Annotated in this window: 18 protein-coding genes; 17 read left to right on the forward strand and 1 reads right to left on the reverse strand. The window is 46.5% G+C overall.

What is annotated here, in order from left to right; genetic code table 11:
* The first annotated feature begins 49 nt into the window (after window positions 1–49).
* The 6 genes from pyk to Q9R23_RS05895 all read left to right on the forward strand — a co-directional run bounded on the left by pyk (window position 50) and on the right by Q9R23_RS05895 (window position 7561).
* On the forward strand, window positions 50–1798 hold the full coding sequence (pyk, locus tag Q9R23_RS05870; RefSeq protein WP_023469037.1) for a pyruvate kinase: 1749 nt from the start codon (window positions 50–52) through the stop codon (window positions 1796–1798).
* 59 nt (window positions 1799–1857) lie between these two features.
* Window positions 1858–2328 carry a DUF441 domain-containing protein gene (locus tag Q9R23_RS05875; protein WP_311246597.1) on the forward strand — a complete coding sequence of 157 codons (471 nt, stop codon included), beginning with the start codon at window positions 1858–1860 and terminating at the stop codon, window positions 2326–2328.
* Window positions 2329–2546: 218 nt separating this feature from the next.
* Complete coding sequence (citZ, locus tag Q9R23_RS05880; RefSeq protein ID WP_311246598.1) at window positions 2547–3659, forward strand: citrate synthase; 1113 nt, start codon at window positions 2547–2549, stop codon at window positions 3657–3659.
* A gap of 71 nt (window positions 3660–3730) precedes the next feature.
* Window positions 3731–5005: an NADP-dependent isocitrate dehydrogenase gene (gene icd, locus Q9R23_RS05885; protein WP_035406288.1), complete on the forward strand. Its 1275-nt coding sequence runs from the start codon at window positions 3731–3733 to the stop codon at window positions 5003–5005.
* Between the two features lie 22 nt (window positions 5006–5027).
* Complete coding sequence (gene mdh / locus Q9R23_RS05890) at window positions 5028–5966, forward strand: malate dehydrogenase (RefSeq protein WP_311246599.1); 939 nt, start codon at window positions 5028–5030, stop codon at window positions 5964–5966.
* A gap of 455 nt (window positions 5967–6421) precedes the next feature.
* On the forward strand, window positions 6422–7561 hold the full coding sequence (locus tag Q9R23_RS05895) for a zinc-dependent alcohol dehydrogenase (RefSeq protein ID WP_311246600.1): 1140 nt from the start codon (window positions 6422–6424) through the stop codon (window positions 7559–7561).
* Between the two features lie 59 nt (window positions 7562–7620).
* Here Q9R23_RS05895 and Q9R23_RS05900 read toward each other — a convergent pair whose 3' ends face one another.
* Window positions 7621–8046, reverse strand: coding sequence for a divergent PAP2 family protein (locus Q9R23_RS05900; RefSeq protein WP_223040684.1), 426 nt, complete (start codon window positions 8044–8046; stop codon window positions 7621–7623).
* A gap of 211 nt (window positions 8047–8257) precedes the next feature.
* On the opposite strand from Q9R23_RS05900, the gene Q9R23_RS05905 reads away from it, so the two are divergent.
* The 11 genes from Q9R23_RS05905 (at window position 8258) to dnaI (ending at window position 20118) form a co-directional block, all read left to right on the forward strand.
* On the forward strand, window positions 8258–8977 hold the full coding sequence (locus tag Q9R23_RS05905) for a response regulator (protein ID WP_396136355.1): 720 nt from the start codon (window positions 8258–8260) through the stop codon (window positions 8975–8977).
* Window positions 8974–10707 (forward strand): two-component system histidine kinase PnpS, encoded by a 1734-nt coding sequence (pnpS, locus tag Q9R23_RS05910; protein WP_311246601.1) that lies wholly within the window; start codon window positions 8974–8976, stop codon window positions 10705–10707. Before Q9R23_RS05905 ends, pnpS begins: the two co-directional genes overlap by 4 nt.
* A gap of 212 nt (window positions 10708–10919) precedes the next feature.
* Window positions 10920–13517 carry a DNA polymerase I gene (gene polA / locus Q9R23_RS05915; protein WP_290783203.1) on the forward strand — a complete coding sequence of 866 codons (2598 nt, stop codon included), beginning with the start codon at window positions 10920–10922 and terminating at the stop codon, window positions 13515–13517.
* 16 nt (window positions 13518–13533) lie between these two features.
* Window positions 13534–14364, forward strand: coding sequence for a DNA-formamidopyrimidine glycosylase (gene mutM / locus Q9R23_RS05920; protein WP_290754636.1), 831 nt, complete (start codon window positions 13534–13536; stop codon window positions 14362–14364).
* Window positions 14361–14945 (forward strand): dephospho-CoA kinase, encoded by a 585-nt coding sequence (coaE, locus tag Q9R23_RS05925; RefSeq protein ID WP_311246602.1) that lies wholly within the window; start codon window positions 14361–14363, stop codon window positions 14943–14945. The genes mutM and coaE overlap by 4 nt, the downstream gene beginning before the upstream one ends.
* 154 nt (window positions 14946–15099) lie before the next feature.
* Window positions 15100–16143: a glyceraldehyde-3-phosphate dehydrogenase gene (locus tag Q9R23_RS05930; protein ID WP_214852875.1), complete on the forward strand. Its 1044-nt coding sequence runs from the start codon at window positions 15100–15102 to the stop codon at window positions 16141–16143.
* Between the two features lie 258 nt (window positions 16144–16401).
* The gene (speD, locus tag Q9R23_RS05935) at window positions 16402–16788 is read left to right on the forward strand and encodes an adenosylmethionine decarboxylase (RefSeq protein WP_023469024.1); all 387 of its coding nucleotides are present in this window, start codon (window positions 16402–16404) and stop codon (window positions 16786–16788) included.
* A 107-nt stretch (window positions 16789–16895) separates the two neighbouring features.
* Window positions 16896–17264 (forward strand): hypothetical protein, encoded by a 369-nt coding sequence (locus tag Q9R23_RS05940; RefSeq protein WP_214852878.1) that lies wholly within the window; start codon window positions 16896–16898, stop codon window positions 17262–17264.
* Window positions 17265–17277: 13 nt separating this feature from the next.
* Entirely contained in the window at window positions 17278–17754 is a 477-nt protein-coding gene (gene nrdR / locus Q9R23_RS05945; protein ID WP_035406313.1) for a transcriptional regulator NrdR, read from the forward strand.
* Between the two features lie 72 nt (window positions 17755–17826).
* Window positions 17827–19188 (forward strand): replication initiation and membrane attachment family protein, encoded by a 1362-nt coding sequence (locus Q9R23_RS05950; protein ID WP_290754639.1) that lies wholly within the window; start codon window positions 17827–17829, stop codon window positions 19186–19188.
* A 12-nt stretch (window positions 19189–19200) separates the two neighbouring features.
* Complete coding sequence (gene dnaI / locus Q9R23_RS05955; protein ID WP_035406319.1) at window positions 19201–20118, forward strand: primosomal protein DnaI; 918 nt, start codon at window positions 19201–19203, stop codon at window positions 20116–20118.
* Window positions 20119–20146: the final 28 nt, after the last annotated feature.

Raw genomic sequence — 20146 nt, forward strand, 5'->3', positions numbered from 1 at the left:
TGGAATGGACAAGAGAACTTGGCCAAACACCGTAGGAGGTTTATGGAATATGCGTAGAACTAAAATTGTATGTACGATTGGACCGGCGTCAGAAAAACGTCTTCCAGAAATGATTGAAGCAGGTATGAACGTCGCTCGTTTGAACTTCTCACACGGCGATTATGAAGAACACGGCGCACGTATCACGGATATCCGCCGCGCAGCGAAAGAAGCAAACAAAATTGTTACGATTCTTCTTGATACGAAAGGACCAGAAATCCGGACACATTCGTTTGAAGAAGGAAAAGCGCTTCTCGAACGTGGTCAAGAAGTCATCATCGTTAGCGGAGACGCAAACGAAATCGTCGGAACGAAAGATAAATTCTCAGTCACGTATGAAGGACTCTATGATGACGTCGAAGTTGGTTCGATGATCATGCTTGATGACGGTCTCATCGGTCTTCGTGTCACTGAAAAACTTCCGAACCGTGAGCTTCGTTGTTCAATCGAAAACGAAGGTGTCATCAAGACGAAAAAAGGCGTTAACTTGCCAAACGTAAAGGTTAACCTTCCTGCTTTGACAGAAAAAGATATTGCGGATATCGAGTTCGGTATCAAGAGCGATATCGATTTGATCGCGGCATCTTTCGTACGCCGTGCGTCAGACGTCGTTGCGATTCGTCAATTGCTTGAGAAAAACAACGCGAGCCACATCAAAATCTTCCCAAAAATCGAGAACCAAGAAGGTGTCGATAACATCGAAGAAATCCTTGCGATTTCGGACGGTTTGATGGTAGCGCGTGGTGACCTCGGTATCGAGATTCCAACGGAAGAAGTCACACCAACTCAAAAAGACTTAATCAAGCTTTGTAACGACTTCGGTAAACCAGTCATTACAGCAACACAAATGCTTGACTCGATGCAACGTTTCCCACGTCCAACACGTGCTGAAGCATCAGACGTCGCGAACGCGATTCTTGATGGTACGGATGCAATCATGCTTTCAGGTGAGACAGCAGCAGGGGACTACCCAATCGAATCTGTCCAAATGATGCACTCGATCGCAAAACGTACAGAAAAAATGCTCGACTACAAGCTCTTGTTGAAAGATCGTCAGACACGTAGTGAGCACACAGTGACGGATGCAATCGCTCAAGCGGTTACGCACACTGCAATCAACTTGGACGCAAAAGCAATCTTGACACCGACACAATCGGGTTACACGGCTGCACGTATCTCGAAATACCGTCCAGAGCCAAACATTGTCGCTGTTACACCAAGCGCACGTGTCGCACGTCAGTTGAACATCGTATGGGGCGTGTACCCAATCGTCGTTGATCATCTTTCAGACAACACGGATGACATGTTGACACTTGCTGCGGACACAGCAAAAGACGCTGGTTTCGTTACAGACGGTGATCTCGTCGTCATCTCAGCAGGTATCCCTGCTTTGACTGCTGGTACAACGAACATGTTGAAAATCCACATCGTCGGTAAAGAGATCGCAAACGGTCGTGGAATCGGTGAGCGTGGAGTCGTTGGCGAAGTCGTCATCGCAAACAACGCAGAAGAAGCAAACGCGAAAGCGAAGCCAGGCATGATCCTCGTTACGAACTCAACTGATCGTGACATGATGCCTGCAATCGAGATGGCTGCAGCGATGATCACAGTTGATGGCGGATTGACAAGCCATGCTGGAATCGTTGGACCATCACTCGGTAAACCAGTCATCGTTGGTGTCGAAGATGCATTGACAGTCTTCAAAGACGGTCAAATGATCTCAATCGATCCATTGACAGGTAAACTATATAACGCATAATCCATTCATGACGGACGTGACTTAGGTCATGTCCGTCTTTTTTTGTATGAGGAGGACGTATGGAAGCTTATCTTTTTTTGATTGCCCTCGTCTTCATCGGGGTCATCGCACAAAATAAATCATTAATCATTGCTGCTGCTTTCCTGCTGATCATCAAGGCAATCGGGCTGGATGGTAGACTGTTTCCTTCCTTGCAGGCAAAAGGAATCACCTGGGGTGTCACATTGATCACGGCTGCGATTCTTGTACCGATCGCAGCAGGGGATATCGGATTTAAGGAACTTATTCAAAGTATTCGGGGACATATCGGCATCATCTCATTTTTATCAGGAATTTTTGTTGCAATCGTCGCGGCACACGGTGTTGGACTGATGAAAGAAGATCCACTCGTGACGACAGCCTTGCTAGCTGGAACGATTCTTGCAGTAGGACTTTTCCGTGGGGTACCGGTCGGACCATTGATTGGTGCTGGAATCGCGGCGCTCGTCATCGGAATGTGGGATGTCATCGCAAAAGCGTTCACAGGATGAGCTGAATCAGCAAAGTAACTGAATTAATTTTTTGATAATAGTATGCAAGTTCATTCACTTTTTGGGTATTTTTGTTTATACTAAGAACAGAAACAAGATGGTCTATTCAAGAGTACAGCGCTACAAGCATGGGGAACGACTCTTGAGTGGACGTTTTTTTTTCAATACGGAAATGAAAGCGTTTTAAATTTCTGGGGAAAAAAAGGGGGATTATTGTCATGACGCAAACTAAAGGTTTAGAAGGAATCGTCGCGACGACATCGAAAATCAGTTCGATCATCGATGGTCAATTGACGTACGGCGGTTATACAATTGATGATTTGGCGGAGCACGCCTCATTTGAGGAAGTCGTCTTCTTATTATGGAACGACCGTCTACCAAAAGAAGAGGAATTGAAGCAACTGTCGGAAGCACTCATTTCCGAAGCACCAGTTGCGACTGCCGTTCTCAAGACGATGAAGGCAGCACCAAAGTCGGCGAATGCGATGGCAATGATTCGGACAGCGCTCTCTCAACTCGCGCTTTACGATGAAACATCGGAAGATATGTCGACAGAGGCGAATTACGCTAAAGCCATCAAATTACAAGCGCAAATCGCAACACTTGTTACGGCTTATGCGCGTATCAAAAAAGGGCAGGAACCAATCGCACCTAAAACAGGTCTTTCTTACGCTGCAAACTTTCTGTTCATGTTGACAGGCGAAGAGCCGACAGAAGTGGCTGAAAAAGCGTTCAACCAAGCGCTTGTTCTTCATGCAGACCATGAGTTGAACGCTTCGACATTCACGGCACGTGTTTGTGTTGCGACACTCTCTGACGTCTACTCAGGTGTGACGGCAGCGATGGGTGCATTAAAAGGACCTCTTCACGGTGGAGCGAATGAAGCTGTCATGAAGATGCTGTTAGAAATTGATTCGGTTGAAAAGGTTGACGAGTATGTTCATAATAAACTTGAGAACAAGCAAAAAATCATGGGCTTTGGTCACCGTGTCTACAAGGACGGCGATCCACGTGCGAAGCACCTTCAGGAAATGAGTCGTCAGCTGACTGCTCAAATCGGGGAACCGAAATGGTATGAGATGTCAGTTAAGATTGACGAGATCGTCCAGTCGGAAAAAGGATTGAAACCAAACGTTGATTTCTATTCCGCTTCTACGTACCATGCACTTGGACTTGATACAGAACTTTTCACTCCAATCTTTGCAGTAAGTCGAATGTCAGGTTGGTTGGCGCACATTTTAGAGCAGTATAGCGATAACCGTCTGATTCGCCCACGTGCAGACTACACGGGTGAAACACACCGGACATATGTGTCCATCGAAGAACGTTAAAAGGACGGAGAGGAGTAATCCTCTCCTGATTTTTGATGTAGATTACAATTACTTAAGGGGGATTTTTAGACATGGCTACACTTCAAGGCGAAAACATCACAGTAACGAACGGTACACTTCAAGTTCCAAATGCTCCAATCATTCCATTCATCATTGGTGACGGAACAGGACCTGACATCTGGAATGCTGCGGTACGCGTATTTGATGCAGCAGTTGAAAAAGCCTATAACGGTGAGAAGAAGATTGAATGGAAAGAAGTCTATGCTGGCGAAAAAGCATTCAACAAAACAGGCAACTGGTTACCAGAAGAGACACTCGATCTCATCCGTGAGCACATCATCGCAATCAAAGGACCACTTACGACACCAGTCGGCGGCGGTATTCGCTCATTGAACGTTGCATTACGTCAAGAGCTTGATTTGTACACATGCCTTCGCCCAGTTCGTTACTTCACTGGTGTTCCTTCACCGGTTAAACGCCCAGAAGATACAGATATGGTCATCTTCCGTGAAAATACTGAAGATATCTACGCAGGAATCGAATATGCAGAAGGTAGCGAAGGCGTTGCAAAACTGCTTGAATTCCTTCAAAACGAAATGGGTGTCAACAAAATTCGTTTCCCTGAGACATCTGGTCTTGGAATCAAACCGATTTCAAAAGAGGGTACAGAACGCCTCGTTCGTGCAGCAATCGAATACGCACTTGAGCACAAGCGCGCTTCGTTGACACTCGTTCACAAAGGAAACATCATGAAGTTCACTGAAGGAGCTTTCAAAAACTGGGGTTATGAGCTTGCTGAGCGTGAATACGCAGAGCACGTCTTCACTTGGAACCAGTACGATCGTATCAAAGAAGAAGAGGGAACTGAGGCTGCGAACAAAGCACAAGCAGACGCTGAAGCTGCTGGTAAGTTAATCGTAAAAGACTCAATCGCTGATATCTTCTTACAACAAATCTTGACTCGTCCAAAAGAGTTCGATGTCGTTGCGACAATGAACTTGAACGGTGACTACATCTCGGATGCACTTGCTGCACAAGTGGGTGGTATCGGAATCGCACCTGGAGCAAACATCAACTACATGACTGGTCACGCGATTTTTGAAGCAACTCACGGTACAGCACCAAAATACGCTGGACTTGATAAAGTAAACCCATCATCTGTCATCTTGTCAGGCGAAATGATGTTCCGTCACCTCGGTTGGAACGAAGCAGCAGATCTCATCATCAAATCGATGGAAACATCGATCGAAGCAAAAGTCGTCACATACGACTTCGCACGTCTCATGGATGGTGCGACTGAAGTGAAGTGTTCTGAATTCGCGGACGAACTCATCAAAAACATGTAATCCGATCAGGAGGAATGAGTCGATGAACAGACGGAAGAAGATCGCAGTCATAGGAAGTGGCTTTACGGGCGCGACGACGGCACTTTACCTTGCCCAGCAAGAGTTAGGTGATATCGTCCTCGTCGACCGACCAGAGCAAGAAAATCCGACGAAAGGAAAGGCGCTTGATATGCAAGAAGCAGCGCCAATCCTCGGATTTGATGTTTCGGTAAAAGGGACATCGGATTATGCAGATATCAAGGACGCAGATATCGTCGTCATCACTGCCGGCATTGCTCGAAAGCCGGGCATGAGCCGCGAAGACCTTGTCAGTACGAATGCTGCCGTCATGACAGCTGTGACGAAGGAAATCGTCGCGCATGCACCAGAATCGATCATCATCGTTTTGACGAACCCGGTCGATGCGATGACGTATACGGTCTATCAAGCATCTGGTTTTCCGAAGGAACGTGTCATCGGTCAGTCCGGAGTCCTCGACACGGCGCGTTTCCGGACATTTCTAGCAGAAGAACTCAATGTTTCTGTGAAGGACGTATCAGGGTTCGTGCTCGGTGGACACGGAGATGATATGGTACCGCTACTGCGCTATTCTCAGGCAGGAGGAATTCCGATTGAGAAGCTCATATCGAAAGAACGACTCGATGCGATCGTTGACCGGACCCGTAAAGGGGGCGGTGAAATCGTTCAGTTACTTGGAAACGGTTCTGCTTATTATGCGCCAGCAGCGGCGATCGCTGAGATGGTCGAAGCGATTTTGAAGGATCAGCGACGGATTCTTCCGGCAATCGCTTATCTCGAAGGCGAATACGGATACAACGATATGTACTTTGGTGTACCGGTCATTCTTGGTGGGAACGGTGTCGAGCACGTCTACGAACTCGAGCTGACTGCCGATGAACAAGAAGCATTGAACCGCTCTGCGTCTACCGTCCGTTCGATACTCGACCTATTAAAATCTTGATTCTAAAAAAAGACGAACTTGTCGAAAGTGACAAGTTCGTCTTTTTTGTCTCGTCATAACCGATGAGGAGAAGCATAGTGCGATAACTTGGCATACCAAGGGCAGACCAGTATAAGAAGAAACGTCAGCCAAGGAATCAAATATCCGATTCGAAGGAAGTGACCTTGATGTTCCATATGTAGGTGTTGTCGGTTTTGACAATGTGGACAGGGGAGTCCGTGAGCAGACCAGATTAAACGATAGATTGTTCGAGCAGACCAGGATTGACGACAAACGGTGCATCGTGCCACGCGAGTGCCTCCTTTCATTCATAGGTTAATTGTGTAAAGTGTGTTTTTCACAACATACGATACACATAGGAGAAAAGTTCCAATTTCAATAAACATGTATAAAAAAAGATTGTATTAGGGTAAGGACAAAGGTACGTCATTCTATTCCACTAAGGGGGATGCCACATGCGCGCCGTAACGTACCAAGGAGCAAAAGATGTTCAAGTCAAACAAGTACAGGATCCATCGATTGATAAAAACGATGACATCATCGTAAAGATCACCTCGACTGCAATTTGTGGTTCGGATCTACACATTTATCAAGGGAATATGCCGGCTCACAAAGACTATGTCATTGGTCATGAACCGATGGGCATCGTTGAAGAAGTTGGACCAGGAGTGACGAAGGTCAAACGGGGAGACCGCGTCGTATTACCGTTTAACGTTGCTTGCGGTCACTGTTTCTTTTGCGAACATGATATGGAAAGTCAATGTGATAACTCAAACGGAAATCCGCATGTCGATACAGGTGGATATTTCGGTTTTACAGAAGAGTTTGGTGGACATCCCGGTGGTCAGGCGGAATATTTAAAAGTTCCGTTCGGGAATTTCATGCCACTTGTGATTCCTGAATCGTGTGAACTAGAAGATGAAGCGTTGTTGTTCTTATCTGACGTTTTACCTACAGCATATTGGAGTGTCCTGCATGCTGGTGTGAAAAAAGGGGACACGGTCGTCGTACTCGGATCGGGACCTGTCGGACTGATGACACAAAAATTCGCATGGATGCAAGGTGCGAAACGGGTCATTGCGGTGGATGATCAAGTGTACCGATTAAATCATGCTAAAATGACGAATAAAGTCGAGATCGTGAATTTTTCAGATCATGCAGAAAGTGGTGCCTACATCAAAGAATTGACGCAAGGTGGGGCAGACGTCGTCATTGATTGCGTCGGTTTTGACGGAAAGATGTCCGCCGTAGAAAAAATTGAACAAAAGATTGGTCTGCAAGGTGGAACGTTGAGTGCCATTAATATTGCGAAGGACGCTGTCCGGAAATTTGGTACCGTACAGTTGACGGGCGTCTATGCTGAAAAATATAATCAATTCCCACTCGGCGACTTTTTCACTCGGAATATCACACTGAAAATGGGACAAGCACCAGTCGTCCATTTGATGCCGGAACTGTTCCAGAAAATCATCAATCAAGAATTTGATCCGACGGATATCGTGACACACCGAGTGGCACTTGATGATGCTGCTTCTGCCTATCAGACATTTAATGATCGGACAGATGGATGCATCAAGGTCGTCTTGAAACCATAAGCTATATCATACTCAAACAGCCCATCCGATTTTTGGATGGGCTGTTGTACATCATAGGATTAAAAGAAGAAGACGGGCCATAGAAGACCGACAGCTAAACCGAGTAAGAGACCAACGAATACTTGAAACTCAGTGTGACCGACGAGTTCGTTCAGAAGAGGGGTCTCATGACGAATTCCTTTAAAATAATCATTGAGTAATTTTGCCTGAACACCAACAGCTTGTCTGACACCCGTCGCGTCATACATGATGATTGTGGCAAATATGGCAGCTAGTGCGAAGAGCGAAGATGAGAAGCCTTCCTGAAAACCGATGACCACGGCTAACGCGACGACAGTCGAGCTATGTGAACTAGGCATACCACCGGAAGCAAACATGATCTCCAGGTCGAACTTTCGGGTCCGTACCAAACTCGTAACAAGCTTCGCTGCTTGAGCGATGAACCATGCCGTGATGGCTGCAAAAAGGGGATGATTCCATTCCATACATTTTACCTCCTACGATTGACGATATGTATTGATTCCCCGTTTTTATCGCTTTTACACGAATGATCAAGAGGGATTCATCGTCTCCTTTAAAGATTATGTAAAGAAACAGCAGAAAGATTTGTGATTTTCCAGTAAAAGTCGGTAAGATGAAGACAGACGAAGCGGATTCCACGGAATTCCTCATTCGAAAGAACGAAACTTGAGGGGGATGCAAGATTTGAAGGATAAAATTATCGTGGTAGATGATGAATTGTCGATTGCAACACTATTGAAGTTTAATTTAGAGCAGGCTGGTTTTGTCGTTGAAACGGCACATGATGGAATGTCAGGTTTGAAATTAGCGGAAAAACAAGATGCCGCACTGATCGTACTGGATCTTATGTTGCCGGAACTCGATGGTCTGGAAGTATGTAAACGACTACGTCAACAGAAAATCAATACACCGATCTTGATGCTGACGGCAAAGGATGATGAGTTTGATAAGGTGCTCGGTCTAGAACTCGGTGCGGACGATTACCTGACAAAACCGTTTAGCCCACGCGAAGTCGTTGCCCGTGTAAAAGCGATTTTACGACGGATGAGTCATCAGACAGCATCCCCGGATGAGGTCACGGACGGAACGATTCTGATTGGTGACGTCAAAATCGTTCCGGATAACTACGAAGCTTTCAAAGCAGAAGAACGTCTTGAACTTACTCCTAAGGAATTCGAATTGCTCGTATATCTCGCTAAAAATAAAGGACGTGTCTTGACACGAGATCAACTGTTATCCGCGATTTGGAATTATGATTTCGTCGGTGATACGCGTATCGTGGATGTGCATATCAGTCATGTCCGTGAAAAAATCGAACCGAATACGAAAAAACCGATTTATATCAAAACGATTCGCGGTCTCGGGTATAAGATGGAGGAGCCGAAACCAGAATGAGTAAGTATCGGAAACGGTTCATCTTTAAAATGATTTCTTTCATTAGTTTGGTGCTTGTTGCACTCGGTTTTCTACTTGGACAATCATTTAAGGAATTCTATGTTCAAAATGAAAAAGAAAAACTGATGGATGAAACCTCGCTTGTCGAGACGATTCTACAAGGGCGCGAAGTTTCTGATATGGCACAGTACGTGAATCAATTGTATGCCGAATCCAACTTTGACATGATCTTATTTAACGGACGTGGGGAAATCATCGCAGGTACCCCTGTTGATGTCACGAAACTAAAAGTAGCAACGCTCAATTTCTCAGCGATTCCCAAAGATGGTACGTTTGAATCGAAGACGGATGACAGTGTCGTCCAGTTCACGAAGCCTGTTCCAACAGCAGATGGTGGAGAAGTGTACGTCAGTTTCATTCGTTATGCTAAAGATTTGAATATTATCTATTCACGGATTTGGACGGTCATTTTCTTCTCACTCCTTGCTTCGCTCGTAATCATCTTTTTGACAATCTATCGTTCAACGAAACGGTTCCTACGACCAATCGCGGAGGCGACCGATGTGTTGCACGAACTGTCACATGGGAATTATAAATCACGCGTCTACGAGTTAGCGGCACCAGATGAATCACGTGATTTAGGACGCTCGATCAATCTCCTCGCACGAAATCTAGAGAATGCATCATCCGGTGAAGCGATGCAACGGGCACGACTCGAATCCTTGATCGAATACATGGGAGCCGGTCTCATGCTGATTGATGAAAAGGGTTATGTACTACTTGTTAACCGTACCTATCGGGAGATGTTCCATATTCACGAACCATCTAGTGGAAAATTATATTACCGCGTACTTCCGAACGAAAAGATGAGTCAGGTGATTGAAGATGTCTACCTGACAGAAAAACCGAATCGCAAACAATCGAGTGTCCGTTTCGGCATCAACAGTCGGACGTTTATGGTCAGTGCCGCACCGATTTTTGATAAGAACGGTCGCGTGCAAGGAACGACCGTTGTCTTCAACGATATTACGGAAATTAAAAAGCTGGAACAGATGCGCAAAGACTTCGTTGCGAATGTCAGCCACGAATTAAAAACACCACTGACGTCCATCAAGGGGTTTGCAGAAACGTTACTCGATGGTGCGCAAGATGTTCCGGAAATCCGGGAACAATTTTTGCGAATCATTCATGATGAATCAGAACGAATGCAGACGTTGGTCGAAGACTTGCTCGAACTATCGCGACTGGAACAAGACAACTATCAGCTTGAGACAGCAATCGTTGATGTGACGAGTCTCGTTCGCGAAACCGCTGAGCTGTTGCATCGACGAGCAGCGGAAAAAGAGATGATGATTCATATCGAAACGGAAGAGGAAGTCTTCATCCGGGCAGATTTGAATCGGTTGAAACAAGTCGTAGTCAACTTAGTTGCGAATGCGTTGAACTACACCCCGAACGGTGGTAACGTCTGGATTCAACTCGAGGACGGAGAAGAGTCTGTCCAACTCATCATCAAAGATGATGGGATTGGTATTCATCCGAAGGAGACGCAGCGTATCTTCGAACGGTTCTATCGTGTCGATAAGGCGCGAAGCCGTAATTCAGGTGGAACGGGTCTCGGGCTGGCCATTGTTAAACACATCGTTGATCTTCACCATGGGGAAATTGATGTCGAATCGGCGGAGCAACAAGGAGCGACGTTTACGATTCGTTTACCAAAACATGGCTGAATTTCACAGTGGATTCACAATTCCTTAATAGATGTATCTTATGATGAAAGTACCTTCTTCATCATCTGTATGGCGACTGGATCAGCTCCCATGTCGTCATGCCCTTGGCGGTTGACTCTCCTTGAGTCAATCGTCTTTTTTTGGTCATTTTTAGCGAACAAATGTGTGCAGAGTGATACAATAGGGACAGAAAATCGATTAAAGGGGCGTAGATGATGGAAAATAAATTGTTATTGATTGATGGGAACTCATTGACTTATCGGGCGTTTTTCGCTTTACCACCAATGACGGACGCGCAAGGACGAAATACGAACGCAGCCTATGGCTTTACGATGATGTTATTGAAGTTGCTTGAAGAAGAGCAACCGACACATATGCTCGTTGCCTTTGATGCTTCGAGTGAAACATTCCGTCACGATGTCTATCAGGAGTATAAAGGAAGTCGGGAAAAAACACCGTCTGAACTACGAGAACAATTCCCGATCGTCCGAGACATCTGTGAAGCACTCGGTATTCAAATGATGGAACTCCATCGCTATGAGGCAGATGATTTGATTGGTACGCTTGCACGAACGATGCCAACGGATCGGACACGGATCGTCACAGGAGACAAAGATTTACTTCAACTTGTCACAGATAAGGTCGAAGTCTTGATCACGAAGCGTGGTATTACGGACGTCCAGTGCATGACAGAGGAACTGTTTGCTGAGACGTATGGTGGTCTCAAACCGATTCAAATGATTGATTTGAAGGGGTTGATGGGTGATAAATCGGATAATATTCCAGGGATTCCTGGGATTGGTGAAAAGACGGCGGTTAAATTGATTTCGGCATATGGTTCTGTCGAAGGACTGTATGAACATGTTGAAGACTTAAAAGGGAAGCAGAAGGAAAAAGTCATCGCGAACGAAGAGTTAGCACGACTATCGAAAGAACTTGCGACAATTAAAGTCGATGTCCCGCTCGAGACGACGCTAGATGATTTGCAAATTCGCGACGTTGATACCCAAGTGCCATATTCGTTGTTCCAGTCGCTCGGTTTCAAGTCGTTGACGAATCGATTCGCCCCTGTCGTCAAAGAAGAGGATAAAGAGCAGTTGAACGTCGTGACGATCACTTCACTTCCTGAAGACGTCACCGATGCGGTGTTGCTTGCTGAACAGTTGCGAGAGGATTACATGGAAGAGGACATCATCGGGTTTGCGATCGCAACGCCTGACACGATCTATGTTGCTGCCCCAACGCTCGTCGAGGATCCGGCATTCCGCCAATGGATCGAGTCGGAACATCGGAAGATTTGTCTCGATGCCAAACAAGTCGCATTCGCGTTGCGTAAGCACGGCTTAACCTTAAACGGTTATGAGGATCTGTTATTAGCGGGTTACTTATTGAACTTAAGTGGCGGCACGACGCTCGCTTCAATTGCTGGTCATTATGCATTGATGGCACCGAACGAAGAAGCAGTCCTCGGTAAGGGAGCCAAACGTCTAGCCCCAGCGGATGACGTATTACATCCTTATCTTGCAGAAAAGGCACGGATGATCGAGTTATTGTTCCCGAAAGTCCGGGAAGAGTTGAAGGCGAATCAGCAATATGAGCTGTATGAAACACTAGAGCGTCCATTGTCAGGTGTCCTCGCTGAGATGGAGTGGACCGGGATTCGTGTCGACGTCGCGACGCTCCAGTCGATGCAAGCAGATCTTGCCGGACGTTTAACGGAACTTGAGACGTTGGTCTTTGAAGCGGCAGGTGAGTCGTTCAATATTAATTCACCGAAACAACTTGGTGTGATTCTGTTTGAAAAACTCGAATTGCCCGCCTTCAAGAAAACAAAGACCGGCTACTCGACTGCCGCAGACGTCCTTGAAAAACTGCGTCCGCTGCATCCGGTCATCGATCACATCATGTTATACCGGGAGCTCCAAAAATTACAGTCGACGTATGTTGAAGGCTTACAAAAAGTCATTAAGGAAGACGGAAAGATTCATACCCGTTTTGCTCAGACGATTGCCCAGACAGGTCGTTTAAGTTCGGTCAATCCGAACCTTCAGAATATCCCGATTCGGATCGAAGAAGGACGGAAGATTCGAAAAGCCTTCGTTCCGAGTGAGGCAGGCTGGTCATTGTACGCTGCTGATTATTCACAAATTGAATTACGTGTCATGGCCGATATGTCGCAGGATCAGACGCTTGTCGATGCGTTCCTCCATGATGAGGATATTCATACTCAAACGGCAAGTAGTGTCTTCGGTGTCGAACCGGAAGATGTCACAGGAAACATGCGACGTCAGGCGAAAGCCGTCAACTTTGGAATCATTTACGGAATCAGCGATTATGGATTGTCTCAAAACTTGAACATCACACGCAAAGAAGCGCAATCATTCATCGATCGTTATTTCGAGTTGTTCCCGCAAATCAAACAGTTCATGGATACAGCGATCGAGACGGCACGAGCAAATGGATTCGTCGAAACGTTGATGAACCGTCGCCGCAATATTCCGGATATCAATTCGAAAAACTTTAACTTACGCGGTTTTGCTGAACGTACTGCGATCAATACACCGATTCAAGGTTCGGCTGCAGATATCATTAAAAAAGCAATGCTTGATGTTCATGCTGCTTTGAAAGCATCTAATCTGAAGGCACGTTTGTTATTACAAGTACATGATGAATTGATTTTTGAAGCACCAGACGAAGAACTCGACGCTTTACAAGCACTTGTCAAACAAGCGATGGAGCAGACCGTCGAACTATCCGTACCGCTACGCGTCGAGGGGGGCGCAGGGCATACGTGGTACGAAACGAAGTAAGCAAGGAGGAATAGATGTGCCTGAATTACCTGAAGTCGAGACCGTTCGCCGCAGTTTAGAACGGTCGGTCTCTGGAAAGACAGTCTCTTCCGTCAAAGTCTACCATCCGAAAATGATTCGGGGGATGGAAGTGGCGCCATTTGCAGATGCCTTACATCAAGAAAGGATCGAACGCGTCGAACGTCGCGGAAAGTTCCTGCTCTTTGATTTTGATCGTTTTTATCTCGTCAGCCATTTGCGGATGGAAGGAAAGTACTTCCCGTATCCACAACCGGTTGAACGGGATAAACATACGCATGTCGTTTTCCGCTTCACGGATGGTTCGGAACTTCACTATAATGATGTTCGGAAGTTCGGAACGATGGAATTACGTAATAAGGAAACAGCGATGCAGACTGCTCCACTGGCACAACTGGAGCGTGAACCGTTTGATCCGGAATTTACAGCAGAAGTGTTAGCGGAGAATTTAATTCGTAAAAAGAGAAGTCCAATCAAAACGGCACTGCTCGACCAGTCCATCTTCCTTGGTCTCGGTAACATCTATGTCGATGAGACCCTTCATGCTGCACGCGTCCACCCGTTGACGAAAGCCGGCGCCTTGACACTCGATGATATCTCACGCATTCATCAAGCCGGTGTCAACGTTTTACGACAAGCGGTGGAAGCAGGAGGAAGTACGATCCGGAGTTATGTCTCGCCGTCAGGAAAAGGTGAATTCCAGCTTCAACTTGCGGTATACGGTCAAAAAGGGGAACCGTGCCCTCGTTGTGGTACAGCCATCGAAAAAATCAAAGTCGGTGGACGGGGAACACATTTCTGTCCGACGTGCCAACAGGTTGCCTTATGAGAGTCGGTCTGACAGGGAGTATCGCAACCGGTAAAAGTACGGTTTCTAGCTATTTAAAACAAAAAGGAATAGCGGTCATCGATGCGGATCTCATTGCGCGAGAAGTTGTTGAGCCGGGAGGGCGAGCATATGATGCAGTCCAACTGGCATTCCCGGAGGCGTTTGAAAAAGGATGTCTTGTCCGTCCAAAGCTCGGACAAATCATTTTTCAAGATAGTGAAAAACGACAACAATTGAATCAGTTGATGCACCCGAGTATTCGACAACAGATGCTCGAAGCAGCAGATGCCTATGAACGTTCAGGACATTCTCTCGTCGTATTTGATATTCCGTTACTGCTAGAAGGGGATTGGCGAAACCTGTTCGAACGCGTCGTTGTCGTCTATTGCCCAGAAGATATGCAGTTAAGACGATTGATGCAACGTAATGATTTATCAGAAGCAGAAGCGTATGCACGTATCCATGCGCAACTCGGCATCGAACAGAAAAAAGAGCTTGCAGATGATGTATTCTTCAATGACGGTAGTATTGATTCGTTATACCAACAAATCGATGAGTGGTTAAGTCGGTATGGTGATTGATGCAAATGATGACAAGTTATGAAAAACATGAAGTGAGAGAAGTTTCCATCTTCTCTCACTTTTTTTAGAGAACATAATGAAATCGCTTACATTCCGTGATATAGTTCTATCTGTAAACGGAGCTACATCCGTCACATTGAAGGGGGATCCGCACATGGGAGTCAAGGTGGCAGTCAATGGTTTTGGTCGAATTGGTCGAATGGTCTTTCGACGTCTGATCGCTGAGGGGAAAAGCGAAGTCGTAGCAATCAATGCGAGTTATCCAGTCGAAACACTCGCGCATTTAATCAAGTATGATACGGTACACGGAAAATTCAATTACCCGGTCGACATCATCGATGGGGCGTTGATGGTTGACGGAAGAGAGATTCAAATTGTCAGTGAACGCAATCCTGAATTATTGCCGTGGGGGGAACTCGGCATCGATATCGTCGTCGAAGCAACAGGGAAGTTCAATTCGGATACGGGCGCTGCAAAGCATTTAGTGGCAGGAGCAAAAAAGGTCGTCATCACGGCACCTGCTAAAGGCGATGTTCGGACGATCGTCATGGGTGTCAATGATGACATGTATGATCATGAAACGGATGATATCGTTTCGAACGCATCGTGTACGACGAACTGTCTCGCACCTGTCGTACAAGTCATCGACCGTGCATTCGGAATCGAATCCGGTCTCGTCACGACGGTTCATGCGTTTACGAACGATCAAAATAACATTGATAACCCGCATAAGGATTTACGGCGCGCCCGGGCATGCGGCTCATCGATCATTCCGACGTCGACAGGCGCGGCAAAGGCGATCGCGCTCGTCTTGCCACATTTGGAAGGGAAATTAAATGGACTCGCGCTTCGTGTTCCGACACCGAACGTATCACTCGTCGATCTCGTCGTCGAAGTCAGTCGGGATACGACGGTCGCTGAAGTGAACGAAGCCTTCACGAAAGCAGCGGACGGTGCGCTTGAGGGCATTCTCGGAATGACGATGGAACCGCTCGTCTCAATCGACTTTAACGGAGAAGAACGTTCGACAGTCGTCGACGGGCTCTCGACGATGGTCATGGGTGGTCGTCAGGTGAAGGTCCTCGCTTGGTACGATAATGAGTGGGGTTACTCATGCCGCGTCGTCGATCTCGTACACCTCGTCTCGGCACACTTAGAGGCGATGGGAACCGTTGAAAAAGAACTTGAATTGAATTAATTATAACGGGCAGATCCCAGCAATGACGGGGGCTGTCCCGTTTTTTTTCTTAAAATATATTAATTTTTGAAATTTATCCTTGTGTATCTTTTTGATACTCGCTATAATTCAAATCGTGAACTTCAATCGGTCTGGCAATCGCAGCTTAAAGGGTTAGGACCTCTCTGGACTAACTTTCCCCCGTGGGTGCGAACGACTCAGGCGCAAAGTAAGTGATCAACTACTTTGAAGACCATTGAATGTAGGGGGGATCCACAAATGGATACTATGGGAAGACACATTATTGCAGAACTTTGGGATTGTAATCCTGAAAAATTGAACGACATGGAATTCGTTGAACGACTTTTCGTTGACGCAGCACTTCAAGCAGGTGCAGAAGTACGAGAAGTAGCATTCCACAAGTTTGCACCACACGGCGTCAGTGGCGTCGTCATTATCTCTGAATCGCACTTAACGATTCACAGTTTCCCAGAGCACGGGTATGCATCGGTTGATGTCTTTACTTGTGGGGATCGGATCGATCCAGCCATCGCAGCGAACTACATTGCTGAAAAGCTTGATGCAAAAATCCGTGAAAATGTCGAAATTCCACGTGGTATGGGACCTGTTCAAGTCCCAGCGGCTACTGTCCAGCACGTCAACTGACAATACACACGAATTCGTCAAGCCCTCGTCGTTCAGACGAGGGCTTTTTAATATGTCTGACGTCTGTTATTCTTAATAGTAGAAGAAACAAAGAAAAGAGGATGACCATGGGACTGAAGGAACGTTTGCAAAAACAGCTAGAGACATCCGATACACATAAAAACGAAAACCTACGCACACACTACTACGCAGCAACTGTGGAGATGTTATTTGCTGGTTTAGAAAATATCTTAAAGCAAGATGGCGGAACGGTTCGTCGTGTTGACGCGGAACGTGGAGAACTCGCTTTTACCTTAAAAGAAGTCGATGGACTTGCGACAGTCATCATGGTGGCAGGCGGACGTACTGCCGTCGATCTCTTCTTACACCGTGAAAGTCTTCTCGGACCTGATCTCGAGAAACAAATTGAGCGAATCTATACATCACTTGATGCAGGGTATCGATTAAAGATGATTGGAACAAAAGAAATCACGTGAACGGAGGTACGGCATGCGCTGTCCAGCCTGTAATTTTAACGGAACAAAAGTACTGGATTCAAGACCAGTCCAGGATTTCGGTTCGATTCGAAGAAGACGTGAATGTGAGTCTTGTGGCTATCGTTTTACGACATTCGAAATGGTCGAGCAGACCCCTTTAATCATCGTAAAGAAAGACGGAACGCGTGACGAGTTCAATCGCGAGAAAATTCTACGCGGATTAGTGCGTGCCTGTGAAAAACGACCGATTTCGATTGAACAGCTAGAAACAGTCGTCAGTCGGGTCGAAAAGGCATTACGAGCGACAGCTCAGCATGAAATTCCAAGTGAGCAGGTCGGACGTCTCGTATTAAATGAGCTAGCATCCGTTGACGAAGTGGCATATGTCCGCTTTGCGAGCGTTTATAAACAATTTAAGGACATCAATGTCTTTTTCCAAGAGCTCTCTGAACTGATGGAGCGACATCAGGAAAATGACCGTGAGAATTGAACGTGATATAAGAGAGGTCGTCTGTCCGGTCAGCGCACCTCTCTTTTTCTCCCTAAGGAAAGGACGAGTCAGATGATAGAACGTGAACTTTCCGGTACCGACCTTTGCTTAGTGATGAGCAATGGTGTCGTCGACCGTGAAGCTTATCAATCTTTATATTATTTGTACCAGCCGATTATCGGTGTTAAAGCGCTTGGGCTCTATCAAACGTTTTGGAGTGAGATGATCCCAGGGAAAACGAAATCCCAGTATATTTCCCATGCGGAACTCGGAACACTACTCGGGTTTTCCGTCGATGAGTTCAAGGAAGAGTTATTTAAGCTAGAAGGGATCGGGTTGATTCGAACGTTCGAAGCGCGCCAAGCCGCGTATCGTTACATTTATCAAATCCGGGTTCCGCTCGCGCCGAACACCTTCTTGAATGACGGGGTGTTATCGAGTCTGCTGTTCTATCGCGTCGGTGAAATCCGGTTCCGGTCGTTACAGCATCGTTTTCGGACGGAGCCGCTTCCGAAGAACATCGTTGATCGGACGGTTCGATTTGATCAAGTGTTCGACGTAAAAGCTGGTCTTGCTTCCGCTCATCAGCCGAAAGCTTATGCGAAACAGGAACGTGCGGTATATGAATTCGACTATTCTTTTGATCTAGAAGAGATGAAGCGACAGACCGATCGTTTCCTGCCACGAACATTTTACTCAAAGGCAATCGATCATCTGCTCGTGAAGCTTGCTTACGTCACGCAGTCGAATGAAGCATTGATGGCGGAACTGTTGAATGCCCGTTTCCGTCACGAAGCGTACTTGCCGATGACCGATGCTGAGAAGCAAGAACGCTGCAAACAGATGATGTTGTCAGCGAAACAAAAACTCAGCCGGGAGAAAAAAGCGAAGGTCGCCTCACTAGACACGATCGAGGTCGGAGACATCGAAGCGACGGAGACGATGGAAAGCACCCATCCGAAGCATTATGTAGCGAAGTTGCGAAAGGTCAAAGCGTTGTCTGAACGGGATGAAGAATTGATCCAACAATTGATCATCGATTATGAGATGTCGTCTGGGATCGTCAATGCTGCGTACTACTATGCGCTCGTCATCAAAAAAGATAATCGCTTCAGCAAGAACTTCCTCTTATCGATCGTTGATGATTGGAAACAGAAGGGATACGTGACGGCATCCGAGGCATTAGCGAAGACGCAGGAGCAGGATGAGTTGATTTCAAAAAAGCAGGAGCAAAAACAAGAACGTGCGCGTCAAACTGTTGGTGGTCGCCGGGGACGGACAAGCAACACGAATGGCGGTCCGAATCCGAAGTGGTTGCAAGAAGAGAAAGCAAAACAGCAGCAGTACGAAGCCTCTAAAAAAGCGAGTTTCGAAGCAGATGTTCCAGATGATGAAGAAATGGAACGGATCTTACGAGAACTGAAGGGGAACTAAAGGAGTCGAGACATGGAACATATCCAATCATCTATCGAAAAAATATTAAGTCGACCGGACGTCGCAGAATCGGTTCGAGCGATTCAACAACGAGTGTTGTCTCATCCAGGTGTCGTCATGTTCTTGCGGACACATCCGGAGATCGATCAACGGATGATCGAGCGGGGCATGCTCAAATTGAATGAATATGCGGAACAGATGGACGGAAATCGACTGATTGAAAGTAAAGCAGTCATCGAAGGGTACCAGCCGATCCTGCACGTCGAAAAAGGACAGATCGTCGTCTCGTATGAGAAGTCGCAAGCGTTAAAAGACCGAGAGGATGAACGTGCGCTTGAGAAGAAATTTAAGAGCCTGTTCCTGCCGGATGAAGTCCGCGATGCGAACTTCAGTGATTTTGACTTATCGACGACGGACCGTAAGCTTGCCTTGCGTGCGGCGTCTCAGTTCCTCAATCATCTCCGCTCGAAGGAGACGGTCAAGGGATTATACCTTCATGGTAGCTTTGGCGTCGGGAAAACATACCTCTTGGCTGCGATCGGGAATGCTTTGAAAAAAGAACGGATTGCAACGATTCTTGTCCATGCCCCGGGGTTTGTCGCTGAAGCGAAACGGCGGATTCGGTCTGACTCATTCGATACATTCCTCGAAGGATTTCAAACGATTCCAGTCTTGTTGATTGACGATATCGGTGCTGAATCGATCAGCCCGTGGGTACGGGATGAATTGTTCGGGATCATTTTGCAGTATCGCATGATGCATCGTCTGCCAACATTATTCAGCTCGAACTTATCTTATGATGAACTCGAGCTCCATTTCGGAATCACGAACGATCAAGGCGATAAGTTAAAGGCTGCACGACTGATGGAACGAATCCGGACGACGACGCAACCAATCGAGTTCCTTGGTGAAAATCGACGTCGCTACTAATTTTCCTTGTCAAGGAAGCAACGGATTC

Origin of the sequence: Exiguobacterium sp. BRG2 (assembly GCF_031844245.1) — a bacterium.
In the GTDB taxonomy this organism is placed as follows: Bacteria; Bacillota; Bacilli; order Exiguobacteriales; family Exiguobacteriaceae; genus Exiguobacterium_A.

Bases quoted from the DNA above. Each gene is read 5' to 3' on its own strand.
- pyk (WP_023469037.1), top strand. From the start codon at position 50: ATGCGTAGAACTAAAATTGTATGTACGATTGGACCGGCGTCAGAAAAA.
- Q9R23_RS05875 (WP_311246597.1), top strand. From the start codon at position 1,858: ATGGAAGCTTATCTTTTTTTGATTGCCCTCGTCTTCATCGGGGTCATC.
- citZ (WP_311246598.1), top strand. From the start codon at position 2,547: ATGACGCAAACTAAAGGTTTAGAAGGAATCGTCGCGACGACATCGAAA.
- icd (WP_035406288.1), top strand. From the start codon at position 3,731: ATGGCTACACTTCAAGGCGAAAACATCACAGTAACGAACGGTACACTT.
- mdh (WP_311246599.1), top strand. From the start codon at position 5,028: ATGAACAGACGGAAGAAGATCGCAGTCATAGGAAGTGGCTTTACGGGC.
- Q9R23_RS05895 (WP_311246600.1), top strand. From the start codon at position 6,422: ATGCGCGCCGTAACGTACCAAGGAGCAAAAGATGTTCAAGTCAAACAA.
- Q9R23_RS05900 (WP_223040684.1), bottom strand. From the start codon at position 8,046: ATGGAATGGAATCATCCCCTTTTTGCAGCCATCACGGCATGGTTCATC.
- Q9R23_RS05905 (WP_396136355.1), top strand. From the start codon at position 8,258: ATGCAAGATTTGAAGGATAAAATTATCGTGGTAGATGATGAATTGTCG.
- pnpS (WP_311246601.1), top strand. From the start codon at position 8,974: ATGAGTAAGTATCGGAAACGGTTCATCTTTAAAATGATTTCTTTCATT.
- polA (WP_290783203.1), top strand. From the start codon at position 10,920: ATGATGGAAAATAAATTGTTATTGATTGATGGGAACTCATTGACTTAT.
- coaE (WP_311246602.1), top strand. From the start codon at position 14,361: ATGAGAGTCGGTCTGACAGGGAGTATCGCAACCGGTAAAAGTACGGTT.
- Q9R23_RS05930 (WP_214852875.1), top strand. From the start codon at position 15,100: ATGGGAGTCAAGGTGGCAGTCAATGGTTTTGGTCGAATTGGTCGAATG.
- speD (WP_023469024.1), top strand. From the start codon at position 16,402: ATGGATACTATGGGAAGACACATTATTGCAGAACTTTGGGATTGTAAT.
- Q9R23_RS05940 (WP_214852878.1), top strand. From the start codon at position 16,896: ATGGGACTGAAGGAACGTTTGCAAAAACAGCTAGAGACATCCGATACA.
- nrdR (WP_035406313.1), top strand. From the start codon at position 17,278: ATGCGCTGTCCAGCCTGTAATTTTAACGGAACAAAAGTACTGGATTCA.
- Q9R23_RS05950 (WP_290754639.1), top strand. From the start codon at position 17,827: ATGATAGAACGTGAACTTTCCGGTACCGACCTTTGCTTAGTGATGAGC.
- dnaI (WP_035406319.1), top strand. From the start codon at position 19,201: ATGGAACATATCCAATCATCTATCGAAAAAATATTAAGTCGACCGGAC.